At 45.8% G+C, this 15,133-nt stretch carries 23 protein-coding genes; all 23 read left to right on the top strand.

Annotated features, from left to right (window positions below):
- Positions 1 to 240 precede the first annotated feature (240 nt).
- The 23 genes from QO189_RS00955 (at position 241) to QO189_RS00845 (ending at position 15,130) form a co-directional block, all read left to right on the top strand.
- On the top strand, positions 241 to 693 hold the full coding sequence (locus QO189_RS00955; protein ID WP_371531148.1) for a head completion/stabilization protein: 453 nt from the start codon (positions 241 to 243) through the stop codon (positions 691 to 693).
- Positions 693 to 899 carry a tail protein X gene (locus QO189_RS00950; RefSeq protein ID WP_093071408.1) on the top strand — a complete coding sequence of 69 codons (207 nt, stop codon included), beginning with the start codon at positions 693 to 695 and terminating at the stop codon, positions 897 to 899. Before QO189_RS00955 ends, QO189_RS00950 begins: the two co-directional genes overlap by 1 nt.
- Positions 890 to 1,297, top strand: a complete 408-nt coding sequence (locus tag QO189_RS00945; protein WP_286797831.1) for a hypothetical protein — start codon at positions 890 to 892, stop codon at positions 1,295 to 1,297. Before QO189_RS00950 ends, QO189_RS00945 begins: the two co-directional genes overlap by 10 nt.
- Positions 1,284 to 1,595, top strand: coding sequence for a hypothetical protein (locus tag QO189_RS00940; RefSeq protein WP_075106257.1), 312 nt, complete (start codon positions 1,284 to 1,286; stop codon positions 1,593 to 1,595). Before QO189_RS00945 ends, QO189_RS00940 begins: the two co-directional genes overlap by 14 nt.
- Positions 1,592 to 2,218: an N-acetylmuramidase family protein gene (locus QO189_RS00935; RefSeq protein ID WP_371531147.1), complete on the top strand. Its 627-nt coding sequence runs from the start codon at positions 1,592 to 1,594 to the stop codon at positions 2,216 to 2,218. Before QO189_RS00940 ends, QO189_RS00935 begins: the two co-directional genes overlap by 4 nt.
- A complete protein-coding gene (locus QO189_RS00930; protein WP_371531146.1) occupies positions 2,215 to 2,646 on the top strand; it encodes a phage tail protein in 432 nt (143 codons plus the stop codon). The genes QO189_RS00935 and QO189_RS00930 overlap by 4 nt, the downstream gene beginning before the upstream one ends.
- A gap of 2 nt (positions 2,647 to 2,648) precedes the next feature.
- A complete protein-coding gene (locus QO189_RS00925) occupies positions 2,649 to 3,092 on the top strand; it encodes a phage virion morphogenesis protein (protein WP_371531145.1) in 444 nt (147 codons plus the stop codon).
- A gap of 84 nt (positions 3,093 to 3,176) precedes the next feature.
- Positions 3,177 to 3,785, top strand: coding sequence for a phage baseplate assembly protein V (locus tag QO189_RS00920; protein WP_371531144.1), 609 nt, complete (start codon positions 3,177 to 3,179; stop codon positions 3,783 to 3,785).
- Positions 3,778 to 4,167, top strand: coding sequence for a GPW/gp25 family protein (locus QO189_RS00915; protein WP_075106261.1), 390 nt, complete (start codon positions 3,778 to 3,780; stop codon positions 4,165 to 4,167). The genes QO189_RS00920 and QO189_RS00915 overlap by 8 nt, the downstream gene beginning before the upstream one ends.
- Entirely contained in the window at positions 4,164 to 5,054 is an 891-nt protein-coding gene (locus QO189_RS00910; RefSeq protein WP_075106262.1) for a baseplate J/gp47 family protein, read from the top strand. Before QO189_RS00915 ends, QO189_RS00910 begins: the two co-directional genes overlap by 4 nt.
- Positions 5,047 to 5,577, top strand: a complete 531-nt coding sequence (locus QO189_RS00905) for a phage tail protein I (protein ID WP_371531143.1) — start codon at positions 5,047 to 5,049, stop codon at positions 5,575 to 5,577. Before QO189_RS00910 ends, QO189_RS00905 begins: the two co-directional genes overlap by 8 nt.
- 21 nt (positions 5,578 to 5,598) lie before the next feature.
- The gene (locus tag QO189_RS00900; protein ID WP_371531142.1) at positions 5,599 to 6,588 is read left to right on the top strand and encodes a phage tail protein; all 990 of its coding nucleotides are present in this window, start codon (positions 5,599 to 5,601) and stop codon (positions 6,586 to 6,588) included.
- Positions 6,589 to 6,625: 37 nt separating this feature from the next.
- A complete protein-coding gene (locus tag QO189_RS00895) occupies positions 6,626 to 7,177 on the top strand; it encodes a hypothetical protein (protein WP_371531141.1) in 552 nt (183 codons plus the stop codon).
- A 333-nt stretch (positions 7,178 to 7,510) separates the two neighbouring features.
- Positions 7,511 to 8,758 carry a hypothetical protein gene (locus QO189_RS00890; RefSeq protein WP_371531140.1) on the top strand — a complete coding sequence of 416 codons (1,248 nt, stop codon included), beginning with the start codon at positions 7,511 to 7,513 and terminating at the stop codon, positions 8,756 to 8,758.
- Positions 8,759 to 8,763: 5 nt separating this feature from the next.
- Positions 8,764 to 9,105 (top strand): hypothetical protein, encoded by a 342-nt coding sequence (locus QO189_RS00885; protein ID WP_371531139.1) that lies wholly within the window; start codon positions 8,764 to 8,766, stop codon positions 9,103 to 9,105.
- Positions 9,102 to 9,380, top strand: a complete 279-nt coding sequence (locus tag QO189_RS00880) for a hypothetical protein (RefSeq protein ID WP_371531138.1) — start codon at positions 9,102 to 9,104, stop codon at positions 9,378 to 9,380. The genes QO189_RS00885 and QO189_RS00880 overlap by 4 nt, the downstream gene beginning before the upstream one ends.
- 18 nt (positions 9,381 to 9,398) lie before the next feature.
- Positions 9,399 to 9,998, top strand: a complete 600-nt coding sequence (locus QO189_RS00875; protein WP_371531137.1) for a phage tail sheath C-terminal domain-containing protein — start codon at positions 9,399 to 9,401, stop codon at positions 9,996 to 9,998.
- A 38-nt stretch (positions 9,999 to 10,036) separates the two neighbouring features.
- On the top strand, positions 10,037 to 10,564 hold the full coding sequence (locus QO189_RS00870; protein ID WP_286797811.1) for a phage major tail tube protein: 528 nt from the start codon (positions 10,037 to 10,039) through the stop codon (positions 10,562 to 10,564).
- Between the two features lie 82 nt (positions 10,565 to 10,646).
- Complete coding sequence (locus QO189_RS00865) at positions 10,647 to 10,979, top strand: phage tail assembly protein (protein ID WP_371531136.1); 333 nt, start codon at positions 10,647 to 10,649, stop codon at positions 10,977 to 10,979.
- 8 nt (positions 10,980 to 10,987) lie between these two features.
- On the top strand, positions 10,988 to 11,104 hold the full coding sequence (locus QO189_RS00860) for a GpE family phage tail protein (RefSeq protein ID WP_075106269.1): 117 nt from the start codon (positions 10,988 to 10,990) through the stop codon (positions 11,102 to 11,104).
- A 79-nt stretch (positions 11,105 to 11,183) separates the two neighbouring features.
- Positions 11,184 to 13,676: a phage tail tape measure protein gene (locus tag QO189_RS00855; protein WP_371531135.1), complete on the top strand. Its 2,493-nt coding sequence runs from the start codon at positions 11,184 to 11,186 to the stop codon at positions 13,674 to 13,676.
- Between the two features lie 9 nt (positions 13,677 to 13,685).
- The gene (locus QO189_RS00850) at positions 13,686 to 14,111 is read left to right on the top strand and encodes a phage tail protein (protein ID WP_371531134.1); all 426 of its coding nucleotides are present in this window, start codon (positions 13,686 to 13,688) and stop codon (positions 14,109 to 14,111) included.
- A complete protein-coding gene (locus QO189_RS00845; protein ID WP_371531133.1) occupies positions 14,108 to 15,130 on the top strand; it encodes a contractile injection system protein, VgrG/Pvc8 family in 1,023 nt (340 codons plus the stop codon). Before QO189_RS00850 ends, QO189_RS00845 begins: the two co-directional genes overlap by 4 nt.
- The last annotated feature ends 3 nt before the right edge of the window (positions 15,131 to 15,133 follow it).

Raw genomic sequence — 15,133 nt, 5'->3', positions numbered from 1 at the left:
GCCGAGGCGGCTCATTGACGCATTCAGTTGATACTGCATATGACTGATATGACCACCGCCTCAACCTATTTTTAACTGTCAAATGGATACTAAAAGAGTAATCAGCTAGTTGGTGAGGTGACGGCTTAACAATACGTGTCTGAGAACAGGCGTACCAAGGCGACGACTATTCGGATGATGACCGGACGATTTATCCAGTATCCCCCTATTTTATTTTTCTTATCAATACTTGGAGTTGTTATGGGTTTTAGTGCTGTCAATCCAGTCGTAGATAACATAGTAATTACTCCTGCATTTATGCCTGATATTTCTGTCAAAGACTTTGCTGACGCAATGAAGCTCGACGGCACAGTAACACCAGCGCGAATGAAATATGCGTTGACTGATTCTGCAAATAGCGTCTGTCGTGAGTTAAAAGCTTGGGCAGCCAATGCACTACACGAGCACGGCTCTCTTACTTTAGAAGATTACGACCTGACTAATGATACAGACAAGTGTTTTAGCTTCAAAAAGGCCGTCTATAACTTAGCAAAGGCACAACTGACTGAACATTATCGTGACTATGACACAGGCAAAGATGCTACTGCTCGTACTAAAGAGCTCACACCGCAAATCGATACGTGCTATCGCAATGCACGCAATGCAATTGCTGATATCAAAGATGAGCCGCATTCAACCATTGAGCTTATCTGATGCGTGTTGTATCGACATTGCAAGGCGACACAGTAGATTTGATCTGCTTACGCTATTTCAGCTTCACTGGCGGCGTTACTGAACAAGTTATGGATCTCAATCCGCATCTGGTTGGTTACGATCTTGTATTGCCTACCGGCGTTGATATCCAATTGCCAGACGCGCCCGAACGTACACAAAAGCAGGTCATTCAATTATGGACGTAACTCAAATTCAGGTATTAACGATTGATGATGTTATGAGTAACCATCTGCAATGGTTGTTGATTACTTTGCCTGTTATATGGGCCGCTGCTGGTGGTGCTTGCATCCGTCTATTGTTGATCCGCGCCGAGCCTTTTTGGATGCGATCTCAAAATGCGACTGCGGGTGTATTGCTTGCAGTTATGCTATCGGATATTACTGCAAAACTATTGACGGGTGGCAACTATGCCACTGGCTACGCGGTCATTTATGGCATGGTCGGACGAGAATTGTTTGTCACATTTTATGACTTTGTGAATGACAATGTACGGCCCCTTCTAATGGCTGCTTTGCGTCACTTTTTCCCTTTTTTATTCAAAGATAAACCAGCCAACGAGGCAGACAATCATGATCATTCTTGAGACGTTATCGACTTTATCTATCATTGTCATTGCCATCGTTTGTGCTATGACAATCATTAAATATCATCGCGAGCTTGGCTCACTGGTTACGCTCACTATTTTATTTTTCGCGCTGAGCTGTGTCGGCTTGGCATTTGATGAGACCACTGGTCGGGACGGTGTGTGGGCCCTACCAATATTTCGTATGCTTGCTGCTGCTGCAACCGCTACTACTTATTTTAAATTACGAGCCTTTTGGGCGCGTTATGGCGTGTTCATTAGCGCTATTAATCAATCAAAAAAGGATAATCTTGTATGAGCACTACCCAACCGATGACACTGATTGACTGTGATTATAAAGTCGCTGCTCGCCGCTTACGTTGTGATGAATCTGCCATCCGTGCTGTTAGTGACGTAGAGTCACGCGGTGCTGGGTTTTTATTTGACAAAGATGACAATCAATGGCGTATTAAAATATTGTTTGAACGCCATATTATGTATCTATTGCTAGAAGACAAACTTGGCCGTGACAAAGCGCTTGATCATGTTCGTACTAGCCCCGATGTGGTCAATACTCGTACGGGTGGCTATAGTGGCGGTACTGCTGAGCACGACCGTCTAAAGAAAGCGCGTCGCATTGATAAAGACCTAGGCTTAGAGTCAGCCAGTTGGGGCATGTTTCAAATTATGGGCTTTCACTGGGAACGAATGGGCTATAAGTCAGCTGTTGATTTTGTGCTAACGCTGTCCAAAGGCGAGCCTGAACAATTAGAAGCTTTTGTCAGATTTATAGAAACTGATCCTCGCTTATTAAATGCCATTCGCACTGGTGATTGGGCTTTATTCGCTGAAGTATACAATGGACCTGGTTATAAAAAGAACAATTACGATACTAAAATGCGCGATCGCAAGAAATACTGGGATAGAGAGCTTGCCGCATGATATTCGATGACAGCCTACGCAAATTCTTAACAGATAAAGTCGGGTTCTTTGCCCAGAACCCTGACCGGTTAATTATTAGCGTAGAAAAAGGTTCTTTGAAATGGACTGGTCAATCATTAAGCCACCGTCAACATTATCAACTGCTGGTCGAAGTTGATGAGTTCCCCGATAGCTTAGATGCCAATTTAGTCATTGTCGCTATTTTGGCATGGTATCAAGAGAATCAAGATCCAGTCCCCCCAAATGGTCCATCACCGATTGAATTTGAATCCTATATATTGAGCAACTACACAACCACGGTAGTCTTTACTATTAAAGTAGAAGAGATTGTCCAGGTATCTACTGATGACACTGGTAACTACGTGTTTAATGCTTGTCCACGTCCAATTCTACACCCGCCAAAACCTTTACATAATCCAAATCTATAATCATGAGCGATTTAACTGAACTAGCCACTGCATTACCTGAATGGGCGACCGCAATAGCGAGTCAGCTAGATAATAAGCAGTTAAAAAAAGTCAATCGCACCCTAGCTATGGAAATGCGAGCGGTCAATCGAGAGCGTATCCGCGCACAAACTGATCCCGATGGTAGCGATTTTGTAGATCCGTTGAAAGCTTCTAACAACCCCATGTTTCGTGAGCTGACCAAAGCGCGTCATCTTAAATTTAACGCAACCAGCCGCTATGCCCAAATTGGTTTCAAAGGTAGCGCCGCTAAGATCGCACGCATCCATCACGAGGGCCAACGCAGTACTGTCCGTCCTGATAGTTCTAAGAAATTCCCCTACCCCAAACGTGAGCTGGTCGGTATCTCTCGCGCTGACAGACATATCATTATTCGAGTACTACGCGAGTCATTAACCGCTGACTAGATGCCCTGCTCTTTTTTGCGTGTATTTACTCAATCCACGCTTTTTTGTTTTGTATCAAAAATCGCAATGAGTGACGATAACGTCATGAATACATCCCCTATCGAAAACGAGCGCCGGCTCCAAAGTTTTATCAATCGAGGCATTGTCACAGACGTTGATCATGCTAATGCTCGTTGCCGGGTGCAGATAGATGGGTTGGAGACCGACTGGCTAAAGTTTGCAGCAGCTCGCATCGGTAAGGTCAAAATTTGGAATCCACCGTGTGTTGGTGAGCAAGTTCTCGTTATTAGTGAGACTGGTGAGCTGTCGACTGGACTGGTAACGACATCGTTTGATTATGATGATCAGCCGATGCCATCCGCCAATGCCGATACGTTTGAGATCCATTGTGATGATGGTGCGACATTTATCTATAACCACGCGACACATAACCTAGGGGTTACTTTACCTGATGATTCTACTACTACGCTTATTTCCAACCGCGTGCAAATATCTGCTAGCGATATTTCTTTTGATTGTAATAACTTTGATGTTAATTGCGAGTCCTATTCTATTGGTTGCCAGTCTTATACCTTGAACGGTCAAACCATCAATCAAAACGGAAAATTAGTTATTAATGACCAACCGTATTTAGACCACGGTCATAAAAACGTTAAGTCTGGCTCAGACACTACTGGGGGCGTTAATGCTTAATCAAGATAACAACGTCACTGTGATCAATGTCAAAGGCATGTCACGCAGTACTGGTCAGCGTATTGACCAAACCAACCATATCTTACAAAGCGTCCGCGATATATTGATGACGCCTATCGGTAGTCGTGTCATGCGCCGCGATTACGGCTCATTGCTACCGTTCTTAATTGACGCACCTATTAATGCCTATTTCATTATGCAGCTTCGTGCCTCCGTCATTCATGCGCTGATGCGCTGGGAAACTCGTGTCACACCAACTCGCATTGAACTGATGACTAACGATAGTGCCTCACAAGGCGTAGCCAGTTTGATGATTGAATATCGTTATGTGATTAGCAAAAAGATTGAACGTACTTATCTGTCATTAGGCGGTGCGCTATGAGTCGTATTGATTTATCTGGCCTACCTGCCCCTGATATTTTAACGCCCTTAGACTTTGAAGCAGAGCTTGCCGATCTTAAAGCTGAATTGACAGCCAAAGATCCACAGCTTGCCGCTGCTTTAACGCTTGAAAGCGAGCCATTGACCAAGATCCTTGAGCTGTTTGCTTATCGTCTGATGTCTAAGACCAATCATATCAACCAAACAGCCAAATCAATGCTGCTTGCTTATACCACTGGCACAACGCTTGATCATCTTGCCGCTGGCGTTGGTGTGACTCGTCTATTGGTCAAGCCTGGCAATCCCAATGCTGTCCCACCGATCCCTGATGTCATGGAATCTGACACGGCCTTACGTCGCCGTGTCCAATTAGAACCTGAACGAGCCTCTGCAGGTAGTAAAGGCGCTTATCTATTTTGGGCACTGTCTGCTGATGGTGATGTTCGTGATGCGAGTGTTGTCACTGCCTCCCCTGGTCGCGTGACGGTCTATGTTCAAAGCCATAATGATGCGATCGCTAGCGATGCACTACGTGAACAAGTAAGACTGGCCGTTGATACGGATGAGCGCCGGCCTTTTACCGATAGCGTACGTATCGCCGCTGGTCAGCCAGAAATTTGGATGGTGCAAGCAGAGCTGACGCTTTATCCAGGGCCCGATAAAGATGTCGTTATCAATGCGGCACGCGCAGCACTTGATAAATATATCGAGCAGGTGCGCTACTTGGGCTATGACGTCACGTTATCTGGTCTATATCACGCATTGCACCAACCAGGCGTCCAGCGCGTCAACCTCTTACAACCCGTACATGATATTAGCTTACCAGATGGCAAGTATGCTGACTGCACCGATGTGATTATCAGTGCTGTGGAGTACCGCGATGTCTAATGGGCTACTACCGAAAAATAGCACCAAGCTTGAGCAAGCGCTTGATACTCAAACTCAGCGTATTGATGCGTTACCTGTTACTTTTGCTCGTTTGATTGATGCTGATAGCTGCCCTGAAGCTTTTTTACCGTGGCTTGCTTGGTCACGCCGCGTCGAATATTGGGACGGTCAATGGACAGAAGCTAAAAAGCGTGACGTAGTAAAAGGCGCAAGAGCTTTTAACGCGCAGCGCGGTACTAAAAGCACATTGACGCAAGCGATGGAAAACCTAGGCATAGGTCATAGTTTGCTTGCATGGCATGAGCTATATCCAAAAGGCACGCCTTATACCTTTACAGTCAAAATTACGAGCGGTCGCGTGAGCGTCCAACAGCAACAAGAGATCTATACCGCGCTGGACAGTGTTAAATCTGCCCGTGATCAGTTCTCTATTGATGCCAGTGTCGTGAATGGCTTGCAATTTTATGTTGCCGGCGCTTGTCGGACTGGCAATATCACTTATCTATCAACTCCAAACGCTTAGGTAACTATTTAGGTAACAATAATGGCCAACTACTATGTATTACTCACTGACTATGGCAAGTCATTTATTGCCAATGCACAAGCGGGTTCACAGCTTGCATTAACGGATGTGGTATTAGGTGATGCTAATGATCAGCCATATCTACCTGATTCGCGTTTGACTCAGACTAGCCTGGTGAATCAAAGAGCAAAAGTAGCTGTAACATCTATCAAGATCGTCAATGACACGACGGCTGAAGTATCTGCAGTTGTCCCGTCCAATGTAGGCGGCTTTAACTTACATGAAGTGGGAATTACCGATAGTAGTGGCAAGCTTGTCTACGTGGGTAACTTTCACGGTGGTTATCGCCCAACGCTGACTGAGGGAGCTGGCGGTGACATGGAGCTTATATTTACGATTACTGCAGACAACCTTGCGACTGTTGTCATTGAAATGGATGGCAATGTGGTCATCGCTACTCGCGATTGGGTTACCGACCGTTTTGCTTTGAAATCTTTAGTGAGTGAACTACACGATATTATCAATCAATTACAGGATGAGCTTATGGCTACTCAGTTTCAATTACTTTCAGATCGTATAGACGAGATACAGGAAGGCATCGCGGGACTTTTAGATTTACAGCCATATAAAGTTGGCGATATTTACCAGACAACTATCAATCATCTGGATGCGGCTGCGGTGGCTACCCATCACGGCTATGGTACGTGGGAACGATTTGCTGAGGGCAGAACCCTTGTCGGACTATCTAAAAAAGCAAGTGATCCTAGCGACTATAAAACTATCGGTAATGAGTTTGGTGAAAATGAGGAAACTCTGACGCTTGCACAGATTCCAAATCATGAGCATACCGTTGATATGCATAGTGGCAGTATTGATGGTGGTACTCGCGCTGGTACTCAGAACACCAGTTCCAGCGCTGCAAATATCAAGACTAACGCTGTAGGTGGCGGTGAAGCGCACAACAACATTCAGCCATCAAAAGTCGTCGGCAAGTGGTTACGTACTGCTTAAAACATTATTTATTTTGGACAAAAAAAGGATCTAGACCATGGCATTAACTACTTACCATCACGGCGTCACTGCTACTGAGACCAGTAATATCACGCCAATTATCAAGTCCGTCAGTACAAGCACGATAGCACTCATCAGTACTAGCGCTGACGCTGATGACACCGCTTATCCTCTTGATACGCCGGTACTACTGACCGGCATTACCACGACTGATGTTACTAACGCAGGTAGCGATGACCAGTTATTGCATCAATGCTTACGCACGATTAAATCTATCCAGAATACGACTGTTGTTGTTCTGCGAGTATCTGAGCCGGTCGATCTGACGACAGTAGATATGCTATTGAGCTGCCAATCTCGCCTTGGCGTTACGCCAAAGATTTTGATCGCGCCTGAAATTGATACCCCAGATATGACACGTAAGCTGATTGAGATCGCCAAAAAACGCCGAGCGTTTGTATATGCCTCACCGCGAGCTGAAGACGGTACGTTGATTACAGTGAAAGAAGATATTGCCGCTTATCGCGATACGTTTGCGGCTCGTGAGTTGATGCTGATTGAAGGGGCTTTTGGTGAGCCGGGAAAGTAATTTCCCCGCCGCCAATCGTGCCACCAGCACCAGTAGGGGCAGTGATATCCGCGTCGGGGTGGTATTTAAAAAATCATAGCATAGCTGGCGAACTGGTCTATTTAGATGCTCTTAAACCAAATAAATCAGGCGGCCTTAGATCAAGCATTACATCCACCGCTTCGACGACAGAGTTAACGCAACATTTATTGAACGACCTCAATATTGATGCCCTTAATTACGCTATTACTGGTTTATTAGGGGAAGATATTGAATGGATATTTGACAAAGCAAACCAAAGAATTAGCTATACAGACACTTTATAGCCTTCAATCATAAGCAAGGATATACGTTATGCAAGACGACCGATTTACATGGATGCACTCAGGCCAATTAGGTGCGCAGCAAATTACAGGCAATAGCAACGGACAGATGCTAAAAGCCTTAGATCAAGCCCTTGTTTTGGGTTTTGGTGATATGACAGTAGAAAGCGCAGTACAAACAGCGTTAAACGTAACCATTACCTATGCTGAGGTGCATAGCTATGAATTACAGCAATTAATTTTAATTAGCGGCGCTGATGACAGCAAACTTAATGGCGTGCATCGCATTATTAGTAAAACAGACACCACGATTGTGATTGATGCCGCTGGTGTAAACAACGTGACTGGCACTATAAAAACCAAGATAGCACCATTAGGTTTTGAGTCTATCTTTGGCACAACTGATCCGTTAAAACGTGCATATCGTAGCGCTAATTTACAAGGTACGCGGACAGTTTTATATCTTGATATGAGCCTACCGACCAGCCATGGCTACAACTCATCGAATCCAGCAAAACGCGCCATGGTCGATATGTGTGAAGATATGACAACGTTAGGTGTTCAAATAAACAGCTATACAGACTCGTATAACAACCGACCAACCGTTAAAAATGGCCAGCTTTTTTGGTATCAAGCAAGGGCGTATGAAAAAAACCACCCCGTGCTTGATACTAAAGAAAATAGCTGGGTGATTGTAGGCAATGGCGATGTATTTTACTTTTTGCAAGATTGGCAGCGATACAATCCTGATACGTTGAAAAATCGCGACTGGTACGCGTTTGGCGATATCCCAAGTTTTGATCCTGATGATAAATTTAATTGTTTTTGGGCGGGGGCTATCAATAGAAATGATACAAGCCCTATCTATTGGGCTTTCAATGCGGCGGCGGCGGGAGGTAATCCTGATAATTTAGAGACTTCATCAAATCCTTTTGCGGTTGGGTTTTTTATCAAGGATGCTATGGGGGTTGGTGGCTTAGAGTTGGTCAGCTTGTCCGTTGACGGCTTAGAAGATCATATTTTATATAGCGGTTCCACCTACAACCCGATGGATGTTAATAGTTTAAACACCGACAATCTAGTAGGACTACCCGCTTATTTAGGTGCTAAAAATAAATTGCGAGCAATCGCACCAAGATTGTTGCTACTGCCTTACAACTTTAACGACAGCTTGGAGTTTGATATTCAGGTGACGGATGAGGTTTTATTGGTTGCTCTATCAAGAGATGGTTTTGCCGATAATGTTTGGGGTTATCTTGCTTTTGACTTAGGGGATTGATTGATATGCCTATTATTAACAGCAACAAACCAAAGGTATTTAGACTGCCTTTAGTTTATCGCAACAACACAGTAAATGGGACTGGTGAAAATGGCTTTATTAAGGGTCGAGTGCTAAATAAAGGCGTGCCAGTTTCAAGGCGGGTTATGTGTTTTCATAGGCGAACAGGACAGTTAATTAGTACCTGCTGGTCAGATTCGGACGGTTATTATCGTTTTGATAATCTTGCTGCTGGTATTAAGGTATTCATCACATCGGTTGACGATACTGTCGCCTCGACTATGCAAAAAGCGGTGACTGGAGATTTTATAACGGTGGCAGATGCGCTGCATGTAGGTGATTTATGAGTGAATCAACAGGCTTTGTCACACTTAATTTTACTGAAACCTTAACTGAGCCTAGTACGATATTGAATTTTGGCAGCGGCGCAACATCCCCGCCCGAACCTCCGACGCCAGTGGTTAAATACTTATCGCTTAGCGCCGTTGTTGAGCGCTTAGTGACTAATGCTAAAGCTGGTCATAAAGCCAGCCAAGAGGCGATTGCTCAAATCGTTATTGATAAATTTAGAACTGATAAATTATTGGCAGAAATAGAAGCCAATGCTTCGGCCTACGCTTAATAAACTAAGGATAAAACCATGACCCAAGTAACCCCAATCATCGCCGTGGCCGCAGCTCTACGCGCTCACTTAGACAAGACGCACCAGTATAGTTTCGTCAAGTCGCTGTCTAACGTTGCCATTGATACTGTTAGTGGTATCAAATATCCACGTACCTGGGATCTAGAAGACCCAGATACTGAGGTCGGCTACCTAAACGCGAATGACGTGACCAGCCTCATCCAACACAATGGCTTTCGATTTTGGGGCAGTCATACCTGCTCTGATCAGGCTGAGTATATGTTTGAGCCAGTCGTGCGTACCTCACAGTTTTTGCTCGATACGATCATCAATGGGTGCTTTCAGTTCATCGATCAACCGCTATCGCCAACGACTGTCCGTGACATCATTCGTGCTATCAATGCCAAGCTGCAGGAGATGGTCAACTTCGGCTATTTAATCGGTGCAAAGTGTTGGTACAACACCGAGCTAAACAGCGAAACGCTGCTCATGCAAGGCAAGCTGTATCTAGATTATGACTTTACCCCAGTGCCTAATCTAGAAAACCTTAACCTGAATCAGACGATCACTGATACATACCTGGTCAACTTTGCCGACTTGGTAGCAGCAGCGGCCTAATAGCCACCTGACGACCCTATTACTAAAAAGGAACCCCTATGTTACCTCGTAAATTAAAGAACTTCATGGCCTACAAAGGCCTTGGTAACCAAAAGCGCTATCAAGGTCAGATCCCAGAGATTGAGCTGCCCAAACTGACTCGTGTGCTCGAAGAGTATCGCGCTGGTGGTATGGATATGCCGGTCAAGGTTGACTTGGGCCAAGAAGCCATGGAGATGACCATCAAATGCGGTGGTCACGAAGCAGATTTGTACCGCGACTTTGCGCGTGCTGGTATTGATAAGGTCGTCTTGTCGTATTCAGGTGCGTATCAGCGTGATGATGACTGCAGTGTGTCAGCGGTCGATATCTATTGCCGTGGTCGCTTAGAAGAGATCGACCCTGGTAGCGCCAAGCTAGGCGACGACACAGAAGAGTCATTCAAGTATGCACTGGCGTATTACAAGCTGGTCGTAGACGGTGAAGATATCATTGAGATTGATGCCATGGCCATGAAGTGTATCGTCAATGGCGAAGACCGACTAAAAGAGATCCGTGAAGCCATGGGAATGTTTACCACCGTCTAAACTGATCATGCAAATTAAGTGACCAAACCAGACACCTATTTGATTAAAACATCGACTAAAAATTACTGATTAAGGATACACCATGAACAACGTAGAAATGCCAACTATCGAACTAGACTACCCTATCATTCGCGGTACTGGCGACAAGCAAAAAGAGATTAAAGAATTCACCCTGCGTCGTCCGATGGGTGGTGACTTACGTGGCCAATCACTGATTGATATTTCAATGGCCAAAGTCGATGCCCTAGCCGTAGTACTCCCTCGTATCAGTAACCCAGTCATCCATGAGCATGAAGTCAAAAACATGGATGCCGCTGATTTGATGGATGTGGGGTTAACTATTGCAGGTTTTTTTACCAAAGCGAAACATCAGTTGCAAGCCGAAACCGAAACCGCAGCTATCCCAACCGCGTAGAAGACTGCATGGCAGACATCGCCTTGGTGTTCGGCTGGACACCAGACGCGATGTATCACATGACGATCGAAGAGCTTGCTGATTGGCGCGAACGAGCGCGTATCCGTAATAACCCTGATGAATGATAACTTGGTTCCCTCACGAATGAGGGAACCAGGACAACATCATCATCATTGATATCAACAATAAAGTGGGCGCAAATACATGGCAGACCTAAGCTTTCGAGCACAGATAGAACTTATCGACCGCATGACTGCACCCATGCGCTCACTCAGTAGCCAAGCCGATCGCTTAGGTCGTCAGTTTGGTGAGACAGCACAAGCAGCGCGTAAACTTCAGTCACAGCAAGGATTGATCAATAGCTTCAGACAACAAAAACAAGCGCTAGCTGATACCTCAGAGGCCGCTGTTCGTAGCCGTGCCCGACTACAGCAGTTAGAGCAGCAAATGCGCGATACGGCCAATCCTAGCGCCGCATTAGTACGTCAATTCGAGGCTGCAGGGCGTGAGTCACAGCGCTTGAATACTCGCCTTGATAGTCAACGGCAGCATTTACAGCAGCTACGTGGTCGTTTATCAGATGCAGGTATTAGCACCAATAATCTATCTGATCATGAGCGTGAGCTTGCGCGTAATATCGAGCGTACCAATCAGCAGCTGGCAGAACAGCGCCGTCGAATGAACGAGGTTCGACAGCTTGAACGTCAATCACAGCAAATGGGTGACATGCGAAACAAGGCCCTAGGTCTGGCCGTAGGTGGTGCAGCAGCAACTTATGCCGGTGCACGGTTCATTCAACCAGGCTTAGACCTAGAACAGAACCTCAGTAAAGTTCAGGCGGTCACCCGTTTAGATAAAAACAGTCCACAATATCAAGCGCTTGTTGCACAAGCCAAAGAGCTAGGAGCATCTACCAGCTTTACATCAGCCGATGCCGCGGCTGGACAGACGTTCTTAGCGATGGCTGGTTTTACCCCTGAATCTGTGAAAGCTGCCATGCCGGGGATGCTTGATCTTGCTTTAGCTGGTGGCATGGAGTTAGACCGAACAGCTGATATCGCGTCAAATATTCTTTCAGGTATGAAGATCGACCCCTCTAAGATGAGTAAGCTTGGCGATGTATTGGCAGGTACTTTCACCCGTTCAAACACAAATATTGAAATGCTTGGCGAAACCATGAAGTATGCCGCACCAGGCGCCGCACTACTAGGTGTGTCATTAGAGCAATCAGCAGCAATGGCTGGTAAGTTGGGCGATGCAGGTATCCAAGCGAGTATGGCCGGTACAGCTATGCGGGCTATTATGTCTAGAATGGCAGCAGGCCCAAAAGCGACAATTGAGGCACTTGATAGACTAGGTATTAAGACCTCTGATGCAAATGGCAACTTGCGCCAAATGCCAGATATATTAAAAGAGATTCACGATAAAAGTAAAAATTTGGGTAATGCAGAACAATCAGAATTGTTCAAGGGCATTGCGGGAGAAGAAGCCGGTGGCGCTTTAGCTGTCTTAGTTGCTGAAGCTGGCAATGGCAAGTTACAAACATTAATCACTGACTTGCAAAACGCTCAAGGAGAAGCTGCTGGATTATCAAAAACAATGGGCGACAATACAACAGGTGACTTCAAAGCGATGACGTCGGCCATTGATGCCCTTAGAACCTCTATTTTTGATGCCAACGGCGGTGCGCTACGTGAGTTTATTCAGTCTATTACGGCGATGACCCAGCGTATGACCGCGTTCGCCAATGCTCATCCACAGCTAATGTCAGTACTAGGGACAATGTTCGCCACGTTAGCCATTGGTGCAGTCGTCATTGGTGGCCTGGGCGCGATCATGCTAACCATCTTAGGCCCTATGGCATTACTACGTGCATCACTGATCACAATGGGACTACCGACGACACTGACACCATTGGGGTTATTAGCCAAGGCGTTTGGTATGATTGGTGGTGCTGTTAGAGCATTGACGCTCACGCTAATGGCCAACCCTATTTTGGCACTATGCCTAGCATTAGCAGTACTGGCTTTTACCATTTATAAGAACTGGGACACCCTAGGGCCGATGTTTGCGGCGCTTTGGGAACGTATCAAAGCCATATTTAATACGGGTATTCAGGCACTTAGATCCTTTATATCGAATTTTAGTCCAGTCAGTGCCTTTACGGCAGCGTTTTCTGCCGTCTGGGGTTACTTGGCTGGACTGGGTGCGACCTTCAGACAGTACGGTGCCAATATGCTCGAAGGGCTAAAAAATGGCATCTTAGGCAGGGCGCAAGCGGTTATCAATTCAATCAGTAATATCGTTGGACGTATCAAGGGTGCATTTACGGGTTCAAAAGGAATGGACATTCACAGCCCTAGCCGAGTCTTTGACAGCTATGGCGGTTATATGATGCAAGGCTTGGGACGTGGCATATTATCCAATGCTGGCATCCCCGTCAGTGCCACTAAATCTATCGCTGGCCAAATCAATGATTATGCACCAATCAGTATCGACAGTCGCAAATCTATCTTGCCGCCTCGTGGTCAGTCTAGTATGGCGATGATGGGCAGTATGAGCAGTGGCAATATTACCATCAACATCAATGGCGCAACCGATCCGCAAGCAGTAGCGCGTGAAGTCCAGCGCGTATTGGCTGGTGAGCAACGCAATCAAATGGCACGTCAGCGTAGCCGCTTATCTGATATTGATTAAGGATTCATTATGTTAGCCAGTTTAGGATTGTTTGTATTTGAGACCACCAGCGCGGCATTTGATGAATTGTCGCGCAAATCTGGTTATCGTTTTGGCACCGGCAACGCTGTCGGTACCAGACCGCATATGCAGTATATTGGCCAAGATAACGACGACATATCACTATCAGGTACGCTGTACCCAGAAATCACAAAAGGTATTGTCTCATTAGATGAATTACGAGATATGGCGGCGACTGGTAAGACCTACGCGCTCATGAAAGGCAACGGTTACTACTACGGCATGTGCTATATCACTGATATCAGCGAGACTGAATCACATCTACTATCTGATGGTACTGGCCGTAAAATTAGCTTTAGCTTAGCACTAAAACTGGCAGATGATAGCGAGCGTGAGCAAGTAGCCATCTTAGATCAGGATCGAGCAGACGTATGACTAACTTATTCAAACTCACAATCGAAGGTATTGATCGCACAGCGCAGGTTGAGAAGCGTCTGATTAGTTTATCAATGACAGACAAGCGTGGTACTGAAGCGGATGAGCTATCACTGACGCTATCTGATCATGACGCAGCGCTGCCCTTACCTACCAATGGCAATGAGATAAGGCTATGGCTCGCGATGCCTGATACTGGCGATATGATAGACAAAGGCACATTTACTATTGACCAAGCCGAGCACAGTGGCACACCTGACCAGCTGCAGATCCGCGCCAAGTCCGCTGACTTTAAATCATCTCTGAAAGTAAAACGCAGTGACAGCTATCATCAGCACAAGCTTGGTGAAATAGCTTTGAGTGTGGCCAAACGTCATGACTTGATATTGGCCATTGATAATGCAGTGTCAGCAATAATGATCGATCATATCGATCAGCACCGTGAGAGTGATATCAATCTATTGACCAGGCTTTGTGATGACCATGATTTGATGTGTACGATTAAGGCGGGACGGCTGATTATCAAACCGATTGCCAATGCAAGATCACCTTTAGGGGCGGCATTGGGAGCAGTCACTATCACTCGTCAGTCTGGGGACAGTCATCGCTATAGTCGTGCTGATCGTACCAGTGACTATGACGAGACGACAGCGAGCTATCATGATGATAAAACTGGTAAGACTAAGCATATCAGCGTCAAAGACGGTAAGTCCAAACCGATGGATGCCCTACCCAATGACAAGTCTCATGTACTGACTAAACCTGCTAAGAGCAAATCAGAGGCGGTATCCAAGGCAAAAGCGAGCGCCAACAAAAAAGCTCGCCAAGTAGCGAACTTTGATTTGACGTTAGCGATGGCACGCCCTGATATTATTGCTGACAGCCCTGCGACGGTGCGAGGCTTTAGACCATATATCGATGAGCATCAATGGACAGTCGTAGAAGTGACACATGACCTATCAGGCAGTGGTTATAGTACTGGCATTAAGTGCGAGGCGGGTTTAACCGAAACAGTTTAGCTA

Origin of the sequence: Psychrobacter sp. Arc29, assembly GCF_041431175.1 — a bacterium.
Taxonomy (GTDB): Bacteria; Pseudomonadota; Gammaproteobacteria; order Pseudomonadales; family Moraxellaceae; genus Psychrobacter.
The sequence above is the reverse complement of the archived record's forward strand: the minus strand, read 5'-3'. Positions and strand labels throughout refer to the sequence as shown.